Raw genomic sequence first — 24,731 nt, forward strand, 5'->3', positions numbered from 1 at the left:
AATGTTCATAGTGGACACCTTTTGTGATGATATTTGAGTGGGTAACCCAAATATGGCGCGTAATGACGCCGGTTGCACAAGAGGTGTCCATCTCATCATCCCTGTGACGCTCAGCACATGACATCCTTGTCATGTGATGGTCGGTGGAGGTGATCCCTTCATCCTCCTTGATGCTACGGAGTTGCCTGGTAGTGCTGCCTAAAGGCAACTCGGTGCGTGAAAAGAGGTGGCCATGGTGCCTCAGGTATTCAGTCTCAAAGATGATCAGACCTTTACTGTAATTGGTATCAGGTGCAACAAAATTTACAGGGAGATCCTGGCGTCCGTCAGGATGACGGCACAAACACAGGATTACTGATGGTCTGCAGGCGTCAGCCGTATATATAAAAGCCCCTGTTGCGTGAGCGAACAGGGGCTTTATTGATGGGGCTGATTCATTACCGCTATGGCTTAACCGAACACCTTGAAACTATCGGCGTTTAGCCAGAGGTGAACCAGAATACTGGCCGCATATCCCAGCATGATCACCGGGGCCCACTTGAGGTGACCAAAAAAGGTATACATGCCACGGGCCTGGCCCATTAGCGCCACCCCGGCAGCCGAACCGACAGACAACAGGCTACCGCCCACACCGGCGGTCAGGGTAACCAGCAACCAGTTACCATGAGACATTTCCGGATCCATGGTCAATACCGCGAACATCACGGGTATGTTATCGACTACCGCCGACACTATCCCCAGCGCAATGTTGGCATATACGGCATCCCAGCCACCGTAAAGCATCTCGGATACCAGTGCCAGATACCCCATAAAACCAAGGCCGCCCACGCACATTACCACGCCATAGAAGAACAAGAGCGTGTCCCACTCGGCTCGGGCCACTCGGCTGAACACATCAAAGGGCACCACACTGCCCAGGCGTTTAAGTGCTTCTTCGTCTCCGCGTTTTTTCGCCATGACACGTTGGCGCGCTATCGAACTTGGCAGGGTCTGGCGTAAGAAGTAGCCGAAAAATTGCAAATATCCCAGTCCGGTCATCATGCCCAGTACCGGAGGAAGATTCAGCAAACTATGACAGGCCACCGCCGTGGCGACGGTGAGCAAGAACAGAAACACAATTCGAAACGCGCCCCGCTTTAGCACCGCATTGTCATACACAGCGGCCGGTCGACGCTTCTCGATAAAAAAGCTCATCACAAGGGCGGGAAGCAAATAGTTGACCACCGCCGGAATAAACAGGATAAAGAATTCGTTAAACTTGATGATACCGGCTTGCCATACCATCAGGGTGGTGATGTCGCCAAAAGGACTGAAGGCGCCGCCGGCATTGGCCGCCACCACTATGTTCACACAACACAGATTGATAAAACGCTTGTCCCCTTCTCCCACCTTGATCACCACGGCACACATCAACAAGGCCGTGGTCAGGTTGTCGGCAACGGGAGAGATAAAAAACGCCAGCCAGCCGGTTAGCCAGAATAAGGATGTGTAACTGAAGCCCTTGCGCACCATCCACACCCGCAGCGCATCAAACAATCCGCGCTCTTCCATGGCATTGATGTAGGTCATGGCCACCAGCAAGAACAGCAGTAGCTCGGCATATTCCAGCAAGTTATGCCGAAATGCCTCTTCTGTTAAACCGGGAATATCGTAATTGACATAGGTCCAGCCAATGGCTACCCATATGATGCCTGCCGCGATAAGCACAGGCTTGGATTTGCGCAGACTCAGGTATTCTTCGCCCATGACCAGCAGATACGCAATAACAAAGACAATGACGGCGAACATGCCGACCGGAGTACGGGTTAAATCAAGCGGCACCTCGGCCGCAAAAACCGAGGTGCTGAACAGTGCCATCAGCCCCCCAAGAGTGAATAAGCACAGTTTCCTTTGCATTGTTTTTTTCTCGCTTTTGTTATTTTGGCTATAGCTACGAGTGAGGTAGATTCTACTGCTACCCCTCGTTTGAAGCCTAACATAAAGCCCATATCAAGGCAGGTCGCATTATTGGGGCTCGCTCGCATTTTTCAAATCAAAATGCCGTGCTCGGGCGCAGACCATGATGTCATGTTGGCAGTTTACTTCTGCGTGGGCAGGTTCTCGTGCGTTCAGCAGGGAAAAGTAAATATTTAGTCTTGTTTTTTGCATTAATTTTCACGATTATGCGTCTTTATTTCTGCCATTTTAAAGGATTATCCGTGCGCGATACCGATGCGGCTTTGGTGAAAGCATTCCGACAGTCCAGCCCTTATGTCAATCTTCACCGGGGCTCTACCTTCGTGGTCATGTTGGGCGGCGAAGCCATCGATCAGGACAACTTCTCCAATATCATCAGTGATATTGCGCTGCTCACCAGCCTTGGGATCCGGTTGGTCATCGTGTTTGGTGCGCGTCCGCAAATTGATCGGGGTCTGGCGGAAGCCGGTCTTGACAACGTGTTTCACAAGCACACCCGCGTCACCGATGAACACAGTTTTCGTATTATCAAAGACGTATGCGGCGGCTTGCAAATGGACATAATGGCGCGCCTGTCGATGGGTCTGATCAATACCCCAATGCAAAATGCCCGCATCAACGTGGTCACCGGCAATTTTGTCACGGCTCAGCCGCTGGGAGTGGATGATGGTGTTGACTATCAGCATTCGGGCCGCGTGCGCCGCATTCATACCGATACCATTCATCATCAGCTGGCCAATGGCGCCACCGTGCTGATCTCCCCTATCGGATTTTCGGTCACAGGTGAAAGCTTCAATCTGTCTTCTGAAGAGCTGGCACGTCGGCTGGCCATAGAGCTGAAAGCCACCAAGCTGATTGGTTTTTGTTCTCAGCACGGTGTGCTTGATGAAGAGGGAGTGGCGATACCCGAGCTGTTTCCCGAGCAGGCAGAAGAACACCTGCAGCGACTCCTGGCCGACGGCGATACCCTGTCCGGCACCGCACGCTACCTGCGGGCCGCCATTTCCAGCTGTCGCGCCGGTGTGCCGCGCAGCCACCTGGTGAGCTACAAGGATGATGGCGCTCTTATTCAGGAGTTGTTTACCCGAGACGGACTGGGAACCCAGCTGGTCAGTCAGAGTGCCGAGCAGGCCCGTCAGGCACGCATTGACGACATTGGCGGTATTCTGGATTTAATCCGCCCACTGGAAGAAGAAGGCATACTGGTGCGTCGCTCTCGCGAGCAGCTGGAAATGGAAGTGGATCAGTTCACCATTATTGAAAAAGACGGTGCCATTATCGGCTGTGCCGCCTTGTATCCCTTCCCTGAGGAATCGATGGCAGAAATGGCCTGTGTGGCCATTCACCATGACTATCGTCGCGGCAGCCGCGGCGACATGCTGTTACATAAAATAGAAGAGCAAGCCAAGAAGCGCGGCATGAGCAAACTGTTCATTTTAACGACCCGCTCCATTCACTGGTTCAGGGAGCGGGGATTCGAGCCGGTGGATGTCAGTGCCTTGCCCATGGGTAAACAGGCACTTTATAATTTTCAACGGCGCTCCAAAATCATGATGAAAGATCTGCTTTAACCCTAAATTAGCCACTTATGTATTGACAGCTATCGGCAGAATCAGTACTTATGTGGTGGCCCGTCATTGGGCAGAAGAGGCGCGTTATTCAGGCAGCCGGCAGAAAGAGCATCCACTCTAGAGATCGCCGGTCAGGGGAGATAACGCCGAGAGGAAAATACGGGGATGACGTATTTTCCTCGGCCACGAGGGCTGAATCCTTCGGGTTGTCACCTAGGGGTGGCGTGCTTCTAAGTGACATTTTCCGTCCCTGCAGCCGTTTCCCGTTATTTGTTATTATTGCACCTGTGAAGGAGCTGCACTTGAGTCAGTTAACTGTTGCTAAATTTGGTGGAACCAGCGTTGTAGACGCACAAGCCATGCACCGCTGTGCCACCATTCTCGAACAAAATCCCGATACCCGCCTAGCGGTACTCAGCGCCAGCTCTGGCGTAACCAACATATTAGTGGCACTGGCCTCGGGCGAACATCAACCCGACTCTCGCGCAGCGCTGCTGCAACAGTTAACCGAGATCCAGCAGGGTATTCTGAACAGCCTGGACAAGCCCGAAATGCTTACCCGGCACATCGAAGACATTCTTGTTCATATCAAAGAGCTGGCCGACAGTGCCGCCATCAGCCCCACCAAGGCGCTGCACGACGAGATTGTGTCGCAAGGGGAATTGATGTCGACCCGACTCTTCGTCGAGCTGTTGCGCCATCGCGGCACCCAGGCCGTGTGGTTTGATGTACGCAAGGTCATGCGCACCGACGATCGCTTCAGTCGTGCCACCCCCGACCTGGCCACGCTGCAGGCCGAAGTGGACAAAGAGCTCAAGCCATTAGCCAGCAATCAGCTGGTCGTCACCCAGGGCTTTATTGGTGCGGCACAAGACGGACGCACCACCACGCTGGGCCGGGGCGGCAGCGATTTTTCTGCGGCCTTGCTGGCCGAAGCGCTGGGCGCAACGGCCATACAAATCTGGACCGATGTGCCGGGCATTTATACCACAGACCCACGCCTGGTCAGCGATGCCCGTCCCATCGCCGAGATCAGCTTCAGCGAAGCCTCGGAAATGGCCACCTTTGGTGCCAAGGTCTTGCACCCGGCTACCTTGCAGCCCGCCGTGCGCCAGCAGATTCCGGTGTTTGTCGGTTCCAGCAAAGAGCCTGAAGCCGGCGGTACCTGGATCCGTAACAATACCGATAGCCAGCCACTGTTCCGCGCCCTGGCATTGCGTCGCAATCAGGTATTGCTGACGCTGACCAACCAGAGCATGTTTCAGGTACACGGCTTTCTGGCCGAAGTGTTTGGTATTCTGGCCAGGCATAAAATCTCGGTCGATTTGATTACCACCTCGGTGATCAGCGTGTCGCTGACGCTGGACTCGGGTGCCGAGGCATTAACCGAAGAAGTGCGGGCCGAACTGGACAAACACTGCCATCTCAAGGTGGAAGAAGGTCTGGCCCTGATCGCGCTGATTGGTAACCGCATGAGTGACGTCAGTGGCACCGGCACTCGGGTGTTTAAAACACTGGAAGACGTCAATGTACGCATGATCTGCTACGGCGCCAGCCCGCATAATCTGTGTTTCTTAGTTCCCGAAGACAACGCCAATCAGGTGATTAACGACTTGCATGCCGAATTACTGTCCGAGCAGTAATTCCAACCCCATGAAAAAGCCGTCGAAAGACGGCTTTTTCATTATTGCCGGAATGGCTCACCAAGGTGGAGCGAGCGCTATTGCTCTTTTATCAACTCGCTGACATGCACTTGAAAAGGAATGGTTTCATCTTCCCGCTGTAACAATACCAGCTGGTTTTGAATATCAACTTCCAGCACATAGCCGGAGCCGTCTGCTGTGTGGCAAATCATGCCGGGTCTCACTTCATGAATATCCATATTCACTCCTGAAAGCAGGCAAGCCTGCATCGAATTAACATCCTTGTTATTTAATCGCAGGCAAGGTAGCCGTCCCCTATCACTTTTATGCCAACACAGTCGTACGAGCTCGATCCTGTAAGCTCTGTTATAAAATATATCCCTGCATACCTTTTCCTGCAAACAACAAGGCCAGCGTAAACGCTGGCCTTGTTGCAGATTATTTTTTACCTTTTTGCCGCTGTTCCCATTTTCCATCGACGTAATGGGCGGTCCAGCCGGTGGCTTTTTTATCGATTTCAGTCATCACATACTGCTCCTTGTTCTTGCGACTGAAGCGAACCACGGCCTTGTTGCCATCAGGATCCTGGGTCGGCGCCTCGGTCAGATACAAAAACTTGGGCGACAACCGGTCTTTGAACTGCACCAGCTCTTCCACCAAGGGAGCCCGGGTTTCCCGGGATTTGGGGAAATTACTGGCAGCCATAAAGATACCCGCCGCCCCATCGCGCAGCACAAAGTACGCGTCGGACTGGGTACAGGGCAATTCTGGCAAGTGCACCGGATCTTCCTTTGGCGGCGCAACTTCACCGCTTTTCAAGATCTTGCGGGTGTTTTTACATTCTTCGTTGGTACAGGCCATGTATTTGCCGAAGCGGCCGGTCTTCAACTGCATTTCGGCACCGCAGCGATCACAATCAATCACCGGACCTTCATAACCTTTCAGTTTGAACTGACCTTCTTCCAACTCGTAACCGTCACAATCGGGGTTTTGACCACAGACATGCAGCTTGCGTTTATCGTCAATTAAATAGGCATCCATGGCGGTGCCGCATTTTTTACAACGATGTTTGGCGCGCAGCGCATCGGTTTCGGCTTCTTCGTCATTGGCCAGTACAAATTCATCACCAGGCACCAGGTTGATGGTTTGCTTGCAGCGCTCTTTGGGCGGAAGTGCATAACCGGAACAGCCCAGGAACACCCCGGTGCTGGCGGTACGAATCCCCATTTTACGACCGCAGGTCGGGCAATCGATATCGGTAAACACCATTTCATTGGCGCGCATGCCGCCTTCGTCTGCCGGCAATTCGGCCTTGCCCAAATCTTCACTGAACTCGGCATAGAAGGCATCCAGCACCTGGGTCCAGTTCAGCTCGCCGTCGGCAATTTCATCCAGCTTGCTTTCCATTTGCGCGGTAAAGTCATAGTTCATCAACTCGGCAAAGCTTTCCTGCAGCCGGTCGGCAACAATCTCACCCATTTTTTCGGCATAAAAACGACGACTTTCTACCTTGACGTAGCCGCGATCCTGAATGGTCGAAATAATGGAAGCATAGGTTGATGGACGGCCGATGCCGCGTTTTTCCAGCTCGCGTACCAGAGCCGCTTCACTAAAGCGCGCAGGGGGCTTGGTAAAGTGCTGTTTGGGCTCGAGTTGCTCCAGGGTGAGTACTTCACCGGCCTGCACTGCCGGCAGCACTGTATCCTCGCCTTTGCGGCCCTGAGCCGCCGCCTGCACCTTGGTCCAACCGGCAAAGCGTAAGATACGGCCACGGGCTTTAAGTTCGTAATCGTCGGCACCCACGGTAATGGTGGTGCTGTCGTACTGGGCGGGCACCATTTGACACGCCACAAACTGGCGCCAGATCAAATCGTACAAGCGCTTGGCATCGGCTTCCATGCCATCCAGCAGATCGGCATTCAGGGTCACATCCGAGGGACGAATCGCCTCGTGCGCTTCCTGGGCATTGGCCTTGGCGCTGTATACGTTCGGATTTTCCGGCAAATAGCTGGGGCCATACTGCTCTTGAATGTAATCACGAGCGCTGGCGACCGCTTCCTGACTCAGGTTGGTCGAGTCGGTACGCATATAGGTAATGTAGCCAGCTTCGTACAGGCGCTGCGCCAGCATCATGGTGCGCTTCACCCCAAAGCTCAGTCGCGTACTGGCGGCTTGCTGCAGGGTTGAGGTAATAAAGGGCGCCGGTGGCTTGCTCTGGGTGGGTTTATCATCCCGAGAGACCACCTTGAATTCACTGGCCTTGAGGGTGGCAACCGCCGCCATGGTCTGTGCTTCGTTAACCGGCTTGAACTCTTTGCCCTGATATTTGGCCACCGCCATCGACAACGCCAGTTTCTGCTCGTTGCTCAGTTCGGCTTGAATATCCCAGTACTCTTCCGGTACGAAGGCTTTGATTTCACGTTCTTTTTCTACCAGCAAACGCACGGCAACCGACTGCACGCGACCGGCAGACAAACCGCGGGCCACTTTTTTCCACAGCAGAGGCGACACCATGTAACCCACTACCCGGTCGAGAAAACGACGGGCTTGCTGGGCATTAACACGATTCTGGTTTAATTCCGATGGCTGGCTGAACGCGTCCTGAATGGCCGACTTGGTAATTTCGTTAAATACCACCCGCTTGAAGCGCTGTTCGTCACCGCCGATCAGCTCTTTCAGGTGCCAGGCTATTGCCTCCCCCTCGCGGTCCAAATCCGTTGCCAGATAGACGATATCGGCTTTTTCGGCCAGGGTTTGCAGTTCGTTCACCACCTTTTCTTTTCCCGGCAGCACCTGATAGTTGGCCTTCCAGCCATTGTTGGGATCTATGCCCATGCGGGCGATAAGCGCCTTTTGTTCTTTTTGCTGCTTGAGTATCGCTTTTTCTTCAGGACTCAGCTGCTTGGTATCTGTTTTTTTGGCCCCCGTTTTTTTAGCGACAGAGGAGCCGGCGGTGGGCAGATCCCGCACATGGCCGACACTGGATTTGACGATGAAGTCTTTACCCAGATATTTGTTGATGGTCTTTGCCTTTGCAGGCGATTCCACAATAACCAGCGATTTACTCATAAAGCGCGTTTATATCCTTAAGGTCTGGCCCGCATTCGGGGTCCGGCGGCAAGGTAATGACGGCTGTATAAGTGAATATGCCGCAAAATGCAAACTTGCCAGGCGAGAGCCGGAAAAAAATAATTGAATTTATATGTACTTATTAACACCTTGATACCAACAGGAATCAACCGCTTTTTTGATTCAGCTGCCTGTTCGACCGCTTTTTATGCATTGTTATCATAAAGGTGATGACTGTTGTTAATGTTAGGTTACAACTCCTCCATAAATCCACCTATAATGGCTCGCGGTAGAATTTTCTTAGGCGTTTTAACCGTTTATAAGGACAATATAATGGCTCAGTGTGAAGCAAATTTTGATGGCCTGGTCGGACCTACCCATAACTACGCCGGCCTGTCTTATGGCAATGTCGCCTCACAGCATAATGCCCTGGAGCATTCCAACCCAAAGCAGGCCGCCAAGCAAGGGCTGCAAAAAATGAAGACACTGAGCGAGCTTGGCCTGGTGCAAGGCGTATTGGCGCCTCAGGAGCGGCCAGACATGGTCACACTGCGCCGGCTTGGTTTTAGTGGCAGCGATGCCCAGGTGCTGGAAAAAGCCTATCGCGACAGCCCTGCCCTGCTGGCGGCCTGCTGTTCGGCCTCCAGCATGTGGACTGCCAATGCCGCGACCGTCTCACCCAGCGCCGACACCCAGGACGGTCGCGTGCATTTTACGCCGGCCAATCTGACCAACAAGTTTCATCGCTCTATCGAACATGAGGTAACGGGTCGGATTTTGGGCCAGGTGTTTGCCGACGAGCAATATTTTTGCCATCACGCCGCGCTGCCCGCCAACGACTACTTTGGTGACGAAGGTGCGGCCAACCATACTCGTCTGTGTGCCAATTACGATCAAGCGGGAGTAGAGTTGTTCGTTTATGGACGTAGCGCCTTTGATGCCAGCCTGCCCGCACCACAGCGTTATCCGGCCCGACAAACCCTGGAAGCCTCTCGCGCCGTGGCGCGTCTGCACGGATTGAATGAAGACACCGCCATTTTTATTGCACAAAATCCCAAGGTGATCGATCAGGGCGTGTTTCATAATGACGTGATTTCGGTAGGTAACCAGAATGTGATGTTCTACCATCAGGAAGCCTTCTGGGATACACCGGCCGTATTGCATGATATTCGCCAGAAAATGCCGGATACACCGCTGTTTTTCATTGAAGTGCCCAGCGCCGACGTTCCCTTGATGGACGCCATCGCCAGCTATCTGTTCAATACCCAGATTGTGACCCTCAAACCCGGCCACATGGCGCTGATTGCCCCAACCGAATGTGCCAATATTGCCAGTGTAAAAGCCTACCTGGACAAGCTGCCCGGCTTGAATACCCCCATCAAGGAAGTGCACTTTATTGATGTGAAGCAAAGCATGCGCAACGGCGGCGGTCCAGCTTGCCTGCGACTGAGGGTGGCGTTAAATGAAGCGGAGTTGGCGGCGACCAATCCGGCCTGTCTGATGAACGAGGCTCTGTTTGCTCGTCTTAATCACTGGGTTGATCAGCATTATCGCGACCGCCTGAGTCTGAATGACTTGCGGGACCCATCCCTGCTGCAACAGTCGCGCACGGCACTGGATGAACTGACCCAGATTTTACAATTAGGCTCCGTATATCCGTTTCAGCAATAAAACGTAAAGAGCGAAGGGGAAAGAGTGAAGAAGACGACAACATTGCTCTTAAAGGCCAAATCTAAACCTATTTTGCCACTGAACCCACGGACGTAAAGACAGCCAAGTGAAAAGGCGAAAGACCTTTTATTTATAAGGTCTTTTCGCCTAAAAAGTTTCGTTCTTACCTCATCTTAATTTTCCGTGGATTCCGTGGCAAAGAAGTATTTAGTCTTTTTTAGTTAGCTAAACGGCCGTTGGCCGGCTTCCAGCAGCTTGACCACAGCGCGACTCACTCCGGCTTCTGCCGCCTTGCCCAGCTTGTGTTTCAGGGTTTGCTTGGGGGTAAAGTGTAAGCGGATAACCCGCTTGCTGGCACTTTGCTCCAGCAAATACTCACTGCTGGTAGACAGCTGATCGACCAGACCCAGCTCACGGGCATCGGTGGCCAGCCAGTGCTCGCCAGTGGCGACTCTGTCCAGCGCCAATGCCGGACGGTTTTCTGCAATAAAGTCTTTGAATCGATGGTGGATTACCTCCAGCTCTTCACGAAACTTGGCGCGACCTTCGTCGTCGTTTTCACCGAACAGGGTCAGGGTGCGCTTGTAGGCGCCCGCCGTGTGCAGTTCAACATCAATATCTTTGTTCTTGAGAAATTTGTTGAAGTTGGGCAGCTGGGCCACCACGCCAATGGAGCCGATAATGGCAAAAGGGGCGGCAATAATCCGCTCGGCCACACAGGCCATCATGTAACCGCCACTGGCGGCAACTTTATCAACCGCCACCGTCAGGTGCAGCCCCTTGGCTTTTAATCGCGCCAGCTCGGCGGCTCCCAGGCCATAACCATGTACCACACCGCCACCAGACTCGAGACGTAACAGCACCTCATCCCCAGCCTTGGCCAGTTGCAGCAACCCGGTGATTTCACGGCTCAGGCCCGAGACTTCATGGGCATCCATGCTGCCTTTAAAGTCGAGTACATAGAGCCGCGAGCCGGATTCGCCCTGCTTTTTTTCGGCTTTGGCCGTCTGTTTGAACTGCTGCTTAAGGGCTTTTCGTTCGTGATCGTTGAGGGCCGATGCCAACTGCAACTGCTGCTGTTGATGACGTAACTCGGCACTCATGTCTTCTACTTCCAGCTTGTCGCCACCGCGTTTTTGCCGCGTGGCCGCTCCTGCAATCAAGGCCACCACCACGCCAATGGCGATGACCCAGGTCAACGCTTTGGCCGCAAACAGGCCATACTCGTATACAAATTCCAACATGATGTTTCCTTGAGATATCACTCGTTAGCCAGGTTAATGGCCCATTGTAAGAGCCTTGCCTGCGAACACCAATGGCCTTTTTTGCTTGATTTTGGTCTGGAGTACTAGCATCCCGCACCAGAGTCTGGTTTGATCCTATTACATTGATGATGACCAAGAGAACACAGCCGATATGCACGATTATCAAGCAGCTTCCGATTTATTGAACGATAAAGTGATTCTGATCACCGGCGCAGGCGACGGTATCGGCCGCCAGGCTGCCTTGCATTATGGTGCTCATGGGGCCACCGTGGTGTTATTGGGCAGAACCGTCAACAAGCTGGGGGCGGTCTACGACGAATTGGTGGCTCAGGGCAGCCCGGAGCCGGCTATTATTCCCCTGGATCTGCTCGGCGCCACCAAAAACCATTATCGGGATATGGCCGAAACCCTGAAGCAACAGTTTGGCCGCCTCGATGGTGTCTTGTTCAACGCCGGTCATCTGAGCGTACTCAGCCCGTTTGAAATGATTGGCGAAGACGAATGGGACAAGGTGATACAGATTAACCTCAAATCGCAGTTCTTGATGACTCAGGCGCTCTTGCCCCTGTTAAAAGCCACACCGCATTCCTCTATTGTTTACACCAGTTCGGGCGTGGGTAAACAGGGTCGAGCTTACTGGGGTACCTATGCCATCTCCAAGTTTGCCACCGAAGGCATGATGCAGGTACTTGCCGACGAGCTGAGCAATACCACAGTACGAGTCAACTGCATTAATCCGGGAGCTACCCGCACCGACATGCGCGCGCGCGCCTACCCCGGCGAAGATCCCGCCAGCCTGCGCACGCCTGAGCAGATAATGCCGCTCTATCTTTATCTGATGGGCAAAGATAGCCAGCAAATCAATGGCCAGTCTCTTGATGCCCAGCCAGACAAGGTGCGCCCTCTTTACGGCTCGGCGTCATAACTCAGGCCGAATATGTGTTCAATTTCAGCTCAAACGCTTGATTTAAGCTGATTGTCAAAAGGATGTGACAGGCCATGTATCGACCAAAGAGTACGGTAGAGCAATGGCGTATTTTTCAGGCTGTAGTCGACCAGGGTGGCTATGCTCAAGCCGCTGAAGTGCTGAATAAAAGTCAGTCGTCTCTCAACCATGCGGTAGCAAAATTGCAGCAGGGGTTGGGGGTGCCTTTGTTAGAGGTAAGGGGGCGAAAGGCGTACCTTACCCCTGAAGGTGAGGTTTTTTTGCGTCGTTCACGCAAGCTGACCCAGGACATAAAAGAACTGGAATCACTGGCTGATATACTGGCCAGCGGGTGGGAGCCTGTTTTGCGCCTGGTAGTAGAAGCCTCTTTGCCACGGCAGCCTTTTTATCAGGCTCTGGCCGACTTTTCGAAGCGCTCTCGCGGTTGCCGCATTCACCTGCTGGAAGCACAACCCGCCGGCTGCAAAGCCGTGGTTGCCAAGCAGGCGGCCGATATGGTGTTTGCCAGTCGAGCCTTTAGCGGGGTGACCAGCCTGGCGCTGACCACAACGGTATATGTGCCTGTTTGTGCCCCGAGTCATCCCTTGGCAACTCTGGATGAGGTAGGTACCCATGAGCTGGAAGCAGAGCTGGAATTGGTACTGGCCGAGGGGAATGAACCAGAAGCAGGCTGGGAGGGCACAACGCAACCCTGGATTATCAATCATCTGCACGATACGCTGTCTTTGCTGCGCCGAGGAGTCGGCTTTGCCTGGCTGCCGCACGAGGTAGTTGCCCCCTTGATTGAAGCCGATAGCCTCACGCGTCTGCCCGTGGCCAGCCAGATCCTGCGCAAGCGATTTACCCATCTGATACTGCCCCGCACCACCCCGCTCGGCCCTGCCGCCAGCCTGCTGTTAACCCTTATTCGCCATCATTACGGCCTGCCCGATGACAACAGAGCGGACGCTTGATCTTGCCAGCGTGAAGCGGCTTCCTTATGCTGAACGCCTAACAGTTGACAAGGAACCCCAATGTTTGATTTTGATCAGTGGATAGACCGCCGCCCCACCCGTGCTCTCAAGTGGCTGAAATATGAAGGCACAGATATATTACCCATGTGGGTTGCGGATACTGAGTTCAAGGCCCCCCCCGCCGTCATCCAGGCGTTGACCGAGCGCGTTGAACACGGCATTTTTGGCTATAGCCGGCCCAGCCCCCAGTTAACCGAACTGATCATCAAGCGCATGGCCGAGCGCTACCATTGGCAAATAGAAGCCGACTGGCTGGTTTATATGCCAGGTGTAGTACCGGCACTTAACCTTGCCTGTCAGACCTTCAGCGCCCCCGATAGCCCGGTGATCACCGCCAAGCCCATCTATTATCCGTTTTTACATGCCCCTGGGTTTCATGGCCGCAAGGCGGCTTATGTAGAAATGGTAGAAAAAGACGGTCGCTGGTTACCCGATCTCGAGCAACTGGAACAACAAGCCAAACACAGCGAGCTGTTATTGTTTTGCAACCCGCATAATCCGGGTGGCACCATTTATACTCGGGAAGAGCTACTGGCAATCAACGAGATTGCCGAGCGCCATAACCTGATTATCTGTTCCGATGAAATTCACTGCGATCTGTTGCTCGACGAAGGCAAGCCGCACATTCCCTATGCCGCCCTCAATGCCGATGCGGCAAGCCGCAGCGTGATCCTGATGGCGCCCAGCAAGACCTTTAACATTGCCGGGCTGTGTTGCTCGTTTGCCATTATTCCCAATGCCGAGTTGCGCAACCGCTTTACCCGCGCCGCCCGCGGCATTATGGCCGACGTGAATCTACTGGGCTTTGTGGCCGCCGAAGCCGCTTATCAGGACGGTGATGACTGGCTGGACGCACAGCTGGATTACTTGCGCCAAAATCGGGATTTGCTGGTAGAACGCCTTAATCAGGTACCCGGTGTTAAGGTACTGTCTCCCGAAGCCACGTATTTGGCCTGGGTTGATATCAGTGCCCTCGATTTGGACGACCCGGTGGCCTTTTTTGAACAAGCTGGTGTGGGCTTGTCCCCTGGCGGCCAGTTTGGTGGCAGCGACTTTGTGCGACTTAACTTCGGCTGTTCGCGCGCCATGCTGGAAGAAGCACTGGATCGCATGATCAACGCCATTCATCAGCGTTAAGCCGTTATTGAATGTGAGGAGGAGGTTATGTTTCACTCCTCACATTCTTTATTGACAGATACAAAAAAGGCCTTGCTTTACAGCAAGGCCTTTCTCGTTTTTTATGGCGGAGGAGCAGGGATTTGAACCCTGGATGGGCTATAAACCCATGCCGGTTTTCAAGACCGGTGCATTCAACCACTCTGCCACCCCTCCGAACGAGACGAATAATACTGATAGTCAGACCGCCTGTAAACAGTTGATGATTCAACTGCCGACTAATTCGCCACTATGATGGTTTTTTAGTTGTTTTCGGGTTTATACTGCCCACGTTCTACAAAATATTGCCGCAAAAAGGCTTCATCCAGCGGCGACAAATCAAAACGCTGGCTGGCCTCGGCAATCAGAGGCCCCTCAATTTTCTTGTGCTCCAGTAACCAGGATAAGGCTTTTCGTAATGACTCATGTTCATTCATATCGCCTCCGGTACTAACTTATAACGCTAGAATGGTACGCCTGCCTTTTAATTTATATGCATTTTGAATACACTTTTATAGTGTACCAACGCTATCCATAATGACTATTCTGCACTGAGGTTATATGCACTTTAAACACCGACTACGCGACGCCACCCTAGCCGGCCTGGCTGCTTTTACCGCCGTGATCATACTGAGTTACCTGAAAGACTGGACTCATTTCATGGTATTGAGTGCACCGCTGGGGGCAACCTTGGTGTTGTTATTATTGCTGCCCTCGGCCCCTTTGTCTCGGCCCAAGCATGTAATTTTAGGACATCTACTCACCACTATTCTGACGATTATTGGTCTCAAGTTTATTCCCGACCCCATGATTGGCCTGGCAGTCTGCTTTGGTTTAAGTTTTACATTGATGGTGTTAACCGACACCCTGCACCCTCCCGCCGGTGCCAACCCTATATTGATTTATTTAGCCGACCCCGAATTAGTGCCGATGGACTTTCTTCTGCCCACTCTGTTTGGCACCCTGTTCATGATCGGCTTTGCCAGTGTTTACCATTATATTTTTACGCACCGCCGCTATCCCTTTGGCCCTAAAGCCCACAAGAAAGCAGCAAACGTGGCGTCCTCCCAGCCCGGCTCTACTGCAGCTAATGCTGCTAATGCTGCTAAAAGCAATATCAACGAATCGTCCTGATGCTGTTTTGGAGTCAGATGGTACAAATTTGAGCTAATGGCAGACGACAGCAACCAAAAAAGAGCGCCGAGGCGCTCTTTTTTCTTGGCTAACGGGAGTGGTTAGCGATGGACGGTCATTCGATTAGAAATGCCATTCCAGGTTGAAAGTTGGTGCATGAGTATCCACACCGGGCTTGCCCGTGATACCGAACTTGTTGTTCCAGTATTCGTAACCCACACCAGCCCAGACGGTATTGCTCTTGTTGAAGGCCAGCTGACCCACATCTACCATCAGAGAAGTCCGCACCAGCTGCTCATCGGTGGTGCCTTGGCCTTTGGCGGTGTTGTAGTTACCAAAGCCCTGGAACTTCATCGGTACCGGACCGGCCTGGAAGGGCAGACCCCAGCTCACGTTGTAGACGGTGTAGTCATTATAGGTAATGTCTCTTTCTTCTGCAGTCGGCTTTGTACCGTTATGATTACGCTCATGAGCGTACATTACGCTGAAGTCGAGGAAGCCTTTAGGCACGGCAAACTTCAGGGTCGGCCCCACCAGCAACAGTTGCTTGCGAGGAGCTACGGCCGTATTCTTGGTGTTCAAGTCAAAACCGGCAGTCAGTGCCACTTCTTTTACCGGACCAAAGCTCAGGTCGGTATCAAATACCTTGCCCAGATGCAGCTGATGGCGGTAAGTCAGGTAAGCTTCAAAAGCACCGTCACCCTCGCCTCTGGTATCACCATTGGCTTGGTCCATATTATCGGATTGCAGCAAATCAAGGTTGAAGAAGTTCTGACCATAGTCGTAGCCGCTGGCATGAGTCAATTGCAGGATGTGCTTTTCAACATCATTAGGGTTAAACGGTTCTGTGAAATCAGAGCCGTAACGGTAGCCCACATAGGTATCAGACCAGTTGGCGGCGCTCACCTGGGGGGCGGCAGAGACGGCCAGAGCCAGAGCAGAGACAGTGAAAATACGCTTACTAATTTGCTTCATTCGTGATTCCCTCACTTGTTCGAAGTATGACGTCCTGGTTTTTATAACGTTTAACGGCGTCACCTGTGTGCTTACAGCGTTATCTTGATGCACAAAAATAATTACATAGAACGACACCAAAAAGCTACATTTTGTTCACAAAAAAAATTAAAAAATGAAACCAAAGGTCTGCATTGTGATCTAACGCAGCTTTCTCGATCGTTTATCTTTGTCTTCACCGCCCGTCAGTAAAGCCTGTCGGCGCTTAATTCAGCCGCCTCTACCATCAATGCCGCACGCTGCTGCAGAGCAACACCTGCATTCGGAAAAATCACCGCTTCTGCATTGTCACCCGCTCGCCATTGCCGAGAACCGTCTTGTGCCAACAGAGTACCCGGCGAAAACATCGTGAAATTTGCCACGGTATCGGCAAAGTGAAAACAAAAGTGTTCACTTTGCTTGATGATTTCCTGGCACACTTTAAATACACGAATGCGTGCAAGATCCAGCGGTGGAGGCTGCCAGCCAGGCGTTTGCAATAGCTGAGTCAAATTGTTTTCCAGCTTAGCTACCCGGCTGGCATCGTTATGACCAAACGCGTTTACCTTGCCCAGCTCGACGGTAAAGGCATGCGCAGCAAACTGGTGCGCACTGAAGTAGCTGAACGTCATGGTAGGGCCATGGGCCAGCAAGATGGTATCGACGCCTGAGTCACATAAAAAAGCCAGCTGTCCCTTATGATAGGGAGCGCCGTGAGTGAAGGGGTAGATAGCAAACTGCTCGTACTGTGAGGGACGAATCGCGGTGTGCAAATCGTAATGGAGCCGCTCGGTTGCGTCTCTGTGTTGAAAAAACCGCGTAACGTATTGTTCAAGCCGTGCGGCACGTTGCCGCTCCATGGATTGACGGTCGCCCTTGGCATGAGCACCAGAAAACAAGCGATTCAGGTTTTCTTCAACTTCTCGCACCCCCAGATTCATGGCGGTGGGATGACCAAAAATCAGTAACAGGCGCTGTCGGCAGACAATGCGCCCACTGAGGATATCGGCCAACAGTCGAGCACAGAGTTCGATGGGGGCGGTTTCATTACCGTGAATACCACACGACAGCACGACATCTTTGCTGGCTGGCACAACGGGCTCAATGCATATTACGCCGGTATCCCATACCTGTACTTGTCCGCCATCGGGAAGCGTTTCACTAAAGGGGGCAAGAAATTGTGGGTTGGCTCGGCTTAGCGCCAAAAAATCATCAAGCTGGCTTGCGTTCATTACACTCACCTCACACTCACCTCAAAAAAAGAGAGGCCCTGTCTCAACACCATTGCTCGGCATTCAGCCATGATAATGGGGTATACAAGGCCCTCTTTACTTAGACGCCAGCCTTGGCAAAGGTGGCACTGACCAGCATTTGTGCTTCCTCAATCAGGCGATCGAGATGGGCGACGCCACGAAAGCTCTCGGCATATATTTTGTATACCTGCTCGGTACCGCTGGGTCTGGCCGCAAACCAGCCCTGCTCGGTCACCACCTTGAGCCCACCAATGGCGGCCCCGTTACCGGGTGCTTCAGTAAGCCGGGCAATAATGGGGTCTCCAGCCAGGGTGGCGGCATCAATGGCATCGGCATCCAGTTTGGCCAGCACCTGTTTTTGGGCAAAGGTGGCCGGCGCATCCACTCGACGATAAACCGGATCGCCCAGCTGTTCCACCAACATCGCATAATACTGATGAGGCGTCAGCCCGGTAACCGCCAATATTTCTGCCGCCAACAAAGAAGGAATAAAACCGTCTTTATCGGTACTCCATACCTGACCATTCATCCGTAAAAACGAGGCGCCGGCGCTTTCTTCACCCACAAAGCCAAGCTGGCCTGCGAGCAAGTCGTTCACATACCATTTAAAACCTACTGGCACTTCCATCAGTCTGCAGTTCAGCTGGGCAGCCACTCGGTCGATCATGGAAGATGACACCAGGGTCTTGCCTACCGCCAGCTCTTTTGACCAGGCAGGTCTGTGAGTAAACAGGTAATGAATGCTCACCGCCAGATAGTGATTGGGATTCATCAACCCCTCACCATCCACAATGCCGTGGCGGTCATAATCGGGATCGTTACCGCAAGCGATATCAAACTCGTCTTTCATCGCCAGTAGGTTGGCCATGCAGTCCGGGCTGGAACAATCCATGCGGATTTTGCCGTCATGATCCAGGGACATGAATGAAAAGGTCGGCTCCTGGCTGGGATTGACCACGGTAATATCCAGACCATAACGTTCGGCAATGTGTGGCCAGTAGGCCAGGCCGGCCCCGCCCAACGGGTCGATACCGATGCGAATGCCCGCGTCACGGATGGCGGCCATGTCCACCACCTCGCCAAGCTCGGCCACGTAGTGCTCGATATAATCAAAAGCCACCGCTTGCGCCAGTGCCTCGCTCAGAGACTGACGGCAAATACCGTCACCCTGATGGGTAATAAGCTGATTGGCTCTGTTCTGAATCCAGCCGGTAGCCGCGCTGGATGCGGGGCCACCATCGGCACCGTTATACTTGATACCCCCATCACGAGGAGGGTTATGAGACGGGGTAATCACTATGCCATCGGCCAGGCTATGCGGATGTGCGCGGTTGTGATTAAGAATGGCGTGAGACACTACCGGGGTGGGGGTATAACCGCGATCTGACTGAATTCTGACTTCAATTCCATTGGCGGTTAATACTTCAAGCGCCGAGCCCCATGCGGCTTCCGACAAGGCATGAGTATCCATGCCCAGATATAAGGGTCCGGTTAGCCCCTGTGTCTGCCGATACTCGGCAATCGCCTGGCAGATAGCATGAATATGCGACTCGTTGAAGCTGGAGTCCAGCGCGCACCCTCTGTGGCCCGAGGTACCAAACGCCACCTGCTGCTCAGGAATAGAAACATCAGGACGCAGCTGGTAATAGGCGGCCATTAACCGCGGAATATTCACCAGCTCGGCGGTGCTGGCACGCATACCGGCTCTGGGGTGTCTGCTCATAACCATTTCCTTATCTCTGACTTAGATGCTATGACACACCCGTTCAATCAAACTGTGGGGATAGCCCATGGCCGCCATTAACTGGGCTACTATATTGCGTTTGCGTCCAGTATTGGTGTTGGTGATCACCCAATAAGGGCTGCCCGCAATGGCTTTTGGCTTGGTGGTGTTGCCACTGGCAAGCAAAGCGGCTTCGTCGTCGGCAAAATAAATGCGTTTACGCCCCTTGATATCGCTGGCCTGGGCAAACGCGACCGGATTATCCTGATACATCACCGACAAAATATGCATAAAGCGATCGATGGCCGACTCTTGTTCAGCCAAGGCCTCGCTTTCCAGCATCTGTGCTATGCACTGCCCCACTTTAGCAGGGGCGCCCTTGGTCGACGGCGTAGTTTGCGCCTCAACCCGGTGCGCCACCGGCTCTATCTGCAGCAGGCGTCGTAATATATCCGAGGCACTTTCACCGATATGCCGCGTATTGCTGGCAATGTAACGATAAAGATCTTCATCTACCTCTATGGTTTTCATCATATTTCCTGGCATGTCCACTCCCAATGACGGAGCCTGATTATACATGGAGCAGGCGATGTGCCCAAGCAGGTTGCGCCTTAAGCTCGCTCGAGCAACAATATCACCCTTGATCCTTCGTCAGGAAATACCCATGCAATTGAACTTTCGCCGCCAGGGCAAAGGCCAGCCGGTTGTTGTCATCCACGGTTTATTTGGCAGCCTGGATAATCTCAATGGCCTGAGCAAGGCATTGGCCGAGCATTATGATGTGATTGCCGTTGATGTACGCAATCATGGGCTGTCGCCACGCAGTGAGCACATCAGTTATCAAGATATGGCCAAGGATATTCTGGCGTTGATCGCTCAACTCGAGCTGGAACGTCCGGTCTTGATAGGCCATTCCATGGGCGGGAAAATAGCTATGATGGCCGCCGGTATGGCACCTGATGTGATTGGCGGGCTGGTGGTGGCAGACATGGCGCCGGTGGCCTATACCCAGGCTCGGCACAACGAGGTGTTTGCCGGCTTGCAGGCCGTGATCGCTGCCGGTTGCGATGATCGTAAAACGGCCGATGCCGTATTGAGTGAGCATGTAAAGATCATGGGGGTGCGCCAATTTTTGCTGAAGTCGTTCGTGCCAGGTCACTCCTCGCCCTGGCGTTTTAACGTAACGGCGCTGCTTGAGCATTACCCCACCATCATGAACTGGCCAGGCCTTGAGGCGCCCTACACAGGCCCGGTGCTGTTTATCAAGGGCGGAGAGTCCGATTATCTGCTCCCCGAGTATCAAGCCGACGTAATACGTCAGTTTCCTCATGCCAAAGCCAGGGTTATCCCGGGCACCGGCCACTGGTTGCACGCAGAAAAACCACAATTGTTTAATCGGCTGGTATTGGATTTCCTGGCTCAGGCCAGTTAACAGCCTTAAATCCTTTATGCTATAGTGGCGCCAATTTATAACGGTCGGACTGTGCGATGTCATTAGAACAAATTGAGCTCCTGGAAAGCGTGGGTCTTAAGCTCTTTTTTGTAGCCATCTTTCTCTTGATTGGGCTGGCTATCCAAGATGTACTCAAACGGGGCAACGTTCCGAAATTCGGTCGTTATATTGTCTGGGCCGTATTGTTTTTAGGCTGTGCCGGCTTTATAGCCAAGGGCATCATTGAAGCCGCTTGGGAAGGAGGCGGCATCGGTTGACCCATGGCTAAGCAAGAAACAGACAGAACAACGCTGGATTTATTTGCCGACGAACGACGGCGTGGCAGACCAAAAACCAATCCTCTGCCCCGTGAAGCACAACTGAAATACAACAAGCGCAATCAACTCAAGCGTGATCGCGAACGCGGCCTGAGCCGCATTGAGCTGAAGGTCGATCAGGCGTTACTGAATAGACTGAATATACTGGCCGCCGAGCAGCAGCTTAGCCGAGCCGATTTGATCCAGGCCTTGCTGTTACAACAGCTTGAGCAGCAGGACAGCCAATAGGCCAACGGGCCTGACCATCCACATTTTAGACAGGTACAACATTATTATGGCAAGTGTAGGTCTGTTTTTTGGAAGTGACACCGGTAATACCGAAGCCGTCGCCAAGATGATCCAGAAAGAGCTGGGTAAAAATCTGATCGAGGTACACGATATTGCGAAAAGTACCAAAGAAGATATCGCCAACTTTGACTTACTGCTGCTGGGCATTCCTACCTGGTACTATGGCGAGTCTCAGGCAGACTGGGATGACTTTTTCCCCGAGCTTGAAAACATCGACTTCAATGATAAGTTGGTCGCTCTCTTTGGTTGTGGCGATCAGGAAGACTATGCAGAATACTTTCTGGATGCCATGGGCACATTGCGTGAAATCATTGAACCCAAAGGTGCCATTATCATCGGTCACTGGCCAACCGAAGGTTACGAATTTGAAGCTTCCCGGGCTCTGGTAGACGATGCCAACTTTATTGGCCTGGGTATTGATGAAGATCGCCAGCCCGAACTGACTCAAGATCGGGTAAAAGCCTGGTGTAAGCAGATATACGAGGAAATGTGCCTGCAAGAGCTGGAATCTTAATCCGCTATTTCAGGTCTGATAAGGGATGCGAAGGCGCGTCCCTTTTTTGTATCTTGACGCATTGACAGATCTGGCACGCCAGTATGACAAAGACGATTTTTGCGAGAATTTCATTATGAAAAAGTTAAGTATTTTACTGTTAGCCCTGCTAATGCCGGCCACCTCGGCGCTAGCCAACATCACTCCCCTGCCCCTGCCGGAAAATAAAGGTCAGCCGGTGGGTCAGATACTGCTGCATACCGCCCAGGAAGGCGACACCCTTGCCAGTCTCGCCCGCTATTATGGGGTTAGCCCTATCCTGATGCTGGCCGCCAACCCGGATCAGGATCTGTTTCTGTTAAAACCCGGGCAAGAACTGGTGATTCCGAACCAATTGCTGCTACCTCGCGCCGATACCAAGGGTATCGTCATTAACCTGGCCGAGCTGAGACTGTACTACTATCCGGAAGATGGCAGCGACGTGTATGTGTTCCCGATTGGTATTGGTCGAGTTGGCCGAGCGACACCGGAAATGACTACCAGCATCAGTCAGATGCGCAAGAATCCTACCTGGACGCCTACCACCACGACTCGTCGCGAGTACGAAAAGATGGGCAAACCACTACCCGCTGTGGTACCTGCTGGACCTGATAACCCACTGGGCCAGTATGCCATGCGCCTTGCCTATGGCAGCGGTGAGTACCTGATCCACGGCACCAACGACCCATTGGATGTAGGACTGCGTGCCAGCGCCGGCTGTATTCGCATGTATCCCGAGCACGTCGAGTGGTTGTTCGCACAAGTCGACAAGGGCGTGCAGGTTCAAATTGTGAATCAGGCACTTAAAGTCAGCACCGATGAATATGGTCAGACGTTTATTGAGTCTCACGAGCCATTGACACCAGAAGGCCTGGCCGACGACCGCCCTCTGGATATGAGCAAGCTCACGCCTCTTATCGAGCAAGGCGCCAACCGTGAGCTCATCGAGCAAATCATCAGTCATCGTCAAGGCATGCCTCAGCTTGTAGGCCAGCTTCCTTGATACAAACAGGGCCATAGCGAACAAAAAATGCCCGGCAAAACCGGGCATTTTTTTGTACAACAGCCCGACAGACAGAAAGTACTGCTGAATAGCAGACAAAAAAAAGCCTGGCCGAAGCCAGGCTTTTTTTCGTAACAACCAAATTTACTTGGTGTAACGACCCATCTGGTCCAGACGAGAGTTAGCGCGGTCTGCAGAAGCGCGAGCTTCAGCAACGTCAGCAGCCAAACGATCGATCTTGGCAGAGTTCATTTGCTGACCCTGTTGAACTGCTTGGATGTCCTGAGACAGACCGTCCAGCTTAGTTTCCATAGCTGTGTTTGAGCTACAACCGGCCAGCATCAAAGTACCAACAACACCAGCAACCAACATCATTTTATTGCGCATTACATGCTCCTTGTTTCTATGGATAGTCAAAAAGACTACTTAGTCACCCCAAGTATGGACGAAGTTCCCTACTAACCGCAAATTATTTTACAAACCATGACGTTAGGAAAATTTGCTCTATACCCGCCCTCATTATCGGCTTGCTTGTTTTTTGCGCACGTAAAGAGTTCGTTCTACCTCGGCGATCAATCTCCCTTCCTCATCCACAATATTAATACGAAATTGAGGAAAGTGCTTATGACCATCTTGGGTCGCATTGAGTATCTCATCAAGCCGCTCTTGGCTCAAATGAATATCAGCAAAAACCCGGCCCTGCCCGGGTCTGATAAAAGTGATGCTGGCGGCTCTATCCCAGATATAATAACCCTCTCCCAGAATTCCCATTAACAGCATCGAGTAGACAGGATCTGTCATCGAAAACAGGCTGCCACCATATTGGGTACCATTGGCATTTTTGTTCCACCACCTCAAGGACAAAGCAACGCGACAAAAACGATAATCCGGGCCTAGCTGTTCAATACGAATACCCGCCCCCCAAAAAGGAGGCCAGCAATTCAACAACGTTTTCAGCAAGCGAGGGTGGGCAAATATCTGCTTCATCTATCTCATCAGACCAGTAGAAATAAATTCGATATTAGCAAAAATACACCGGACTGACAGAGTTATTGCCCCAGGTCATTGCACAAGCCGCCAAAATCGGATTTGCGGTTGCCTTTAAGGACAGGAACAAGCACAATGAAAGCAATAACCACACGAAATGCGAAACTTTTATTCTTATGGCTGACAACAATCAAGCTTTGAAAAAAGCAGGCCTCAAGGTGACGCTACCCCGCGTAAAAATCCTTGAACTGCTCCAACATCCCGACACTCAGCATGTGAGCGCCGAAGATCTCTATAAGCTACTGATCGACCAGGGCGAAGAAATTGGTTTGGCTACCGTTTATCGTGTGCTGAACCAGTTTGATGATGCCGGTATCGTGACTCGCCATCACTTTGAAGGCGGCAAGTCGGTATTCGAGCTGGCCACTCAGGAACACCACGATCATCTGGTGTGCCTCGATTGCGGTAAGGTTATCGAGTTCCACGATGAAATCATTGAAGAGCGTCAGCACATTATTGCCGGTGAGTTCAACATCAAGTTGACCAACCACAGCCTGTACCTTTATGGTCACTGCCACGACAGCCCATGTGTTCATAATGATGACGACAAATAAATGTCCATGACAATCACAAAAAAGCCGCAGAGTCTGCGGCTTTTTTTATGGCTGACGTTAAGACAGTACAGGGATGAGAGAGGAGCGAGTCATAAAACTACCTGATTTCAGGCTGGGGTTACTCCTCACTCCTTACTTTTACTCT

The 24,731-nt window shown here is 52.4% G+C and carries 24 protein-coding genes, 1 tRNA gene and 1 riboswitch; of the genes, 13 read left to right on the forward strand and 12 right to left on the reverse strand.

Annotated features, from left to right (window positions below):
• Positions 1-450 precede the first annotated feature (450 nt).
• Positions 451-1,896: a sodium:proton antiporter NhaD gene (gene nhaD / locus IEW52_RS13955; RefSeq protein WP_188630692.1), complete on the reverse strand. Its 1,446-nt coding sequence runs from the start codon at positions 1,894-1,896 to the stop codon at positions 451-453.
• A 302-nt stretch (positions 1,897-2,198) separates the two neighbouring features.
• Here nhaD and argA point away from each other — a divergent pair, with 302 nt between their 5' ends.
• Together argA and lysC are read left to right on the forward strand one after the other, a co-directional pair.
• Positions 2,199-3,527 (forward strand): amino-acid N-acetyltransferase, encoded by a 1,329-nt coding sequence (argA, locus tag IEW52_RS13960; RefSeq protein ID WP_188630693.1) that lies wholly within the window; start codon positions 2,199-2,201, stop codon positions 3,525-3,527.
• Positions 3,528-3,593: 66 nt separating this feature from the next.
• A riboswitch (Lysine riboswitch) is annotated at positions 3,594-3,765 on the forward strand.
• Between the two features lie 64 nt (positions 3,766-3,829).
• Positions 3,830-5,170, forward strand: a complete 1,341-nt coding sequence (gene lysC / locus IEW52_RS13965; protein ID WP_188630694.1) for a lysine-sensitive aspartokinase 3 — start codon at positions 3,830-3,832, stop codon at positions 5,168-5,170.
• 77 nt (positions 5,171-5,247) lie between these two features.
• On the opposite strand, the gene IEW52_RS13970 is transcribed toward lysC, so the two are convergent.
• Both IEW52_RS13970 and topA read right to left on the reverse strand, forming a co-directional pair.
• Entirely contained in the window at positions 5,248-5,409 is a 162-nt protein-coding gene (locus IEW52_RS13970; protein WP_188630695.1) for a hypothetical protein, read from the reverse strand.
• 199 nt (positions 5,410-5,608) lie between these two features.
• On the reverse strand, positions 5,609-8,239 hold the full coding sequence (gene topA / locus IEW52_RS13975) for a type I DNA topoisomerase (RefSeq protein WP_188630696.1): 2,631 nt from the start codon (positions 8,237-8,239) through the stop codon (positions 5,609-5,611).
• A gap of 333 nt (positions 8,240-8,572) precedes the next feature.
• Here topA and astB point away from each other — a divergent pair, with 333 nt between their 5' ends.
• Positions 8,573-9,910, forward strand: coding sequence for an N-succinylarginine dihydrolase (astB, locus tag IEW52_RS13980; protein ID WP_188630697.1), 1,338 nt, complete (start codon positions 8,573-8,575; stop codon positions 9,908-9,910).
• Positions 9,911-10,131: 221 nt separating this feature from the next.
• Here astB and sohB read toward each other — a convergent pair whose 3' ends face one another.
• Positions 10,132-11,151: a protease SohB gene (sohB, locus tag IEW52_RS13985; protein WP_188630719.1), complete on the reverse strand. Its 1,020-nt coding sequence runs from the start codon at positions 11,149-11,151 to the stop codon at positions 10,132-10,134.
• A 175-nt stretch (positions 11,152-11,326) separates the two neighbouring features.
• Between sohB and IEW52_RS13990 the strand changes: the two genes are divergently transcribed.
• The 3 genes from IEW52_RS13990 to IEW52_RS14000 all read left to right on the forward strand — a co-directional run bounded on the left by IEW52_RS13990 (position 11,327) and on the right by IEW52_RS14000 (position 14,271).
• Positions 11,327-12,100 (forward strand): YciK family oxidoreductase, encoded by a 774-nt coding sequence (locus IEW52_RS13990; protein WP_188630698.1) that lies wholly within the window; start codon positions 11,327-11,329, stop codon positions 12,098-12,100.
• A gap of 74 nt (positions 12,101-12,174) precedes the next feature.
• Positions 12,175-13,074: a LysR family transcriptional regulator gene (locus IEW52_RS13995; protein ID WP_188630699.1), complete on the forward strand. Its 900-nt coding sequence runs from the start codon at positions 12,175-12,177 to the stop codon at positions 13,072-13,074.
• A 60-nt stretch (positions 13,075-13,134) separates the two neighbouring features.
• A complete protein-coding gene (locus tag IEW52_RS14000) occupies positions 13,135-14,271 on the forward strand; it encodes a MalY/PatB family protein (RefSeq protein ID WP_188630700.1) in 1,137 nt (378 codons plus the stop codon).
• Between the two features lie 104 nt (positions 14,272-14,375).
• Here the strand turns inward: IEW52_RS14000 and IEW52_RS14005 are convergent.
• Both IEW52_RS14005 and IEW52_RS14010 read right to left on the reverse strand, forming a co-directional pair.
• Positions 14,376-14,466 (reverse strand) — tRNA-Ser (locus IEW52_RS14005).
• An 86-nt stretch (positions 14,467-14,552) separates the two neighbouring features.
• Positions 14,553-14,726, reverse strand: coding sequence for a hypothetical protein (locus IEW52_RS14010; RefSeq protein ID WP_188630701.1), 174 nt, complete (start codon positions 14,724-14,726; stop codon positions 14,553-14,555).
• A gap of 124 nt (positions 14,727-14,850) precedes the next feature.
• On the opposite strand from IEW52_RS14010, the gene IEW52_RS14015 reads away from it, so the two are divergent.
• Positions 14,851-15,423 carry an HPP family protein gene (locus IEW52_RS14015; protein ID WP_188630702.1) on the forward strand — a complete coding sequence of 191 codons (573 nt, stop codon included), beginning with the start codon at positions 14,851-14,853 and terminating at the stop codon, positions 15,421-15,423.
• A 123-nt stretch (positions 15,424-15,546) separates the two neighbouring features.
• Here IEW52_RS14015 and IEW52_RS14020 read toward each other — a convergent pair whose 3' ends face one another.
• The 4 genes from IEW52_RS14020 to seqA form a co-directional block, all read right to left on the reverse strand.
• Positions 15,547-16,398: an outer membrane protein OmpK gene (locus IEW52_RS14020; RefSeq protein ID WP_188630703.1), complete on the reverse strand. Its 852-nt coding sequence runs from the start codon at positions 16,396-16,398 to the stop codon at positions 15,547-15,549.
• A 224-nt stretch (positions 16,399-16,622) separates the two neighbouring features.
• Positions 16,623-17,648: a succinylglutamate desuccinylase gene (gene astE, locus IEW52_RS14025; RefSeq protein WP_188630704.1), complete on the reverse strand. Its 1,026-nt coding sequence runs from the start codon at positions 17,646-17,648 to the stop codon at positions 16,623-16,625.
• A 100-nt stretch (positions 17,649-17,748) separates the two neighbouring features.
• Entirely contained in the window at positions 17,749-19,392 is a 1,644-nt protein-coding gene (pgm, locus tag IEW52_RS14030; protein ID WP_188630705.1) for a phosphoglucomutase (alpha-D-glucose-1,6-bisphosphate-dependent), read from the reverse strand.
• A 21-nt stretch (positions 19,393-19,413) separates the two neighbouring features.
• The gene (gene seqA / locus IEW52_RS14035; RefSeq protein WP_188630720.1) at positions 19,414-19,923 is read right to left on the reverse strand and encodes a replication initiation negative regulator SeqA; all 510 of its coding nucleotides are present in this window, start codon (positions 19,921-19,923) and stop codon (positions 19,414-19,416) included.
• Between the two features lie 133 nt (positions 19,924-20,056).
• Between seqA and IEW52_RS14040 the strand changes: the two genes are divergently transcribed.
• The 5 genes from IEW52_RS14040 to IEW52_RS14060 all read left to right on the forward strand — a co-directional run bounded on the left by IEW52_RS14040 (position 20,057) and on the right by IEW52_RS14060 (position 22,985).
• Complete coding sequence (locus IEW52_RS14040) at positions 20,057-20,824, forward strand: alpha/beta fold hydrolase (RefSeq protein WP_188630706.1); 768 nt, start codon at positions 20,057-20,059, stop codon at positions 20,822-20,824.
• A gap of 56 nt (positions 20,825-20,880) precedes the next feature.
• The gene (locus IEW52_RS14045) at positions 20,881-21,102 is read left to right on the forward strand and encodes a DUF2788 domain-containing protein (protein WP_188630707.1); all 222 of its coding nucleotides are present in this window, start codon (positions 20,881-20,883) and stop codon (positions 21,100-21,102) included.
• A 3-nt stretch (positions 21,103-21,105) separates the two neighbouring features.
• On the forward strand, positions 21,106-21,390 hold the full coding sequence (gene ybfE, locus IEW52_RS14050; protein ID WP_188630708.1) for a LexA regulated protein: 285 nt from the start codon (positions 21,106-21,108) through the stop codon (positions 21,388-21,390).
• Between the two features lie 46 nt (positions 21,391-21,436).
• Entirely contained in the window at positions 21,437-21,964 is a 528-nt protein-coding gene (gene fldA / locus IEW52_RS14055) for a flavodoxin FldA (protein ID WP_188630709.1), read from the forward strand.
• 115 nt (positions 21,965-22,079) lie between these two features.
• Positions 22,080-22,985: a L,D-transpeptidase family protein gene (locus IEW52_RS14060; protein WP_188630710.1), complete on the forward strand. Its 906-nt coding sequence runs from the start codon at positions 22,080-22,082 to the stop codon at positions 22,983-22,985.
• A gap of 144 nt (positions 22,986-23,129) precedes the next feature.
• Here IEW52_RS14060 and IEW52_RS14065 read toward each other — a convergent pair whose 3' ends face one another.
• Complete coding sequence (locus IEW52_RS14065) at positions 23,130-23,372, reverse strand: LPP leucine zipper domain-containing protein (RefSeq protein ID WP_188630711.1); 243 nt, start codon at positions 23,370-23,372, stop codon at positions 23,130-23,132.
• 132 nt (positions 23,373-23,504) lie between these two features.
• Positions 23,505-23,972 carry a DUF4442 domain-containing protein gene (locus IEW52_RS14070; protein ID WP_188630712.1) on the reverse strand — a complete coding sequence of 156 codons (468 nt, stop codon included), beginning with the start codon at positions 23,970-23,972 and terminating at the stop codon, positions 23,505-23,507.
• 176 nt (positions 23,973-24,148) lie between these two features.
• On the opposite strand from IEW52_RS14070, the gene fur reads away from it, so the two are divergent.
• The gene (fur, locus tag IEW52_RS14075) at positions 24,149-24,586 is read left to right on the forward strand and encodes a ferric iron uptake transcriptional regulator (RefSeq protein WP_188630713.1); all 438 of its coding nucleotides are present in this window, start codon (positions 24,149-24,151) and stop codon (positions 24,584-24,586) included.
• Positions 24,587-24,731 lie beyond the last annotated feature (145 nt).

Origin of the sequence: Oceanisphaera marina, assembly GCF_014643915.1 — a bacterium.
Lineage (GTDB): Bacteria > Pseudomonadota > Gammaproteobacteria > Enterobacterales > Aeromonadaceae > Oceanimonas > Oceanimonas marina.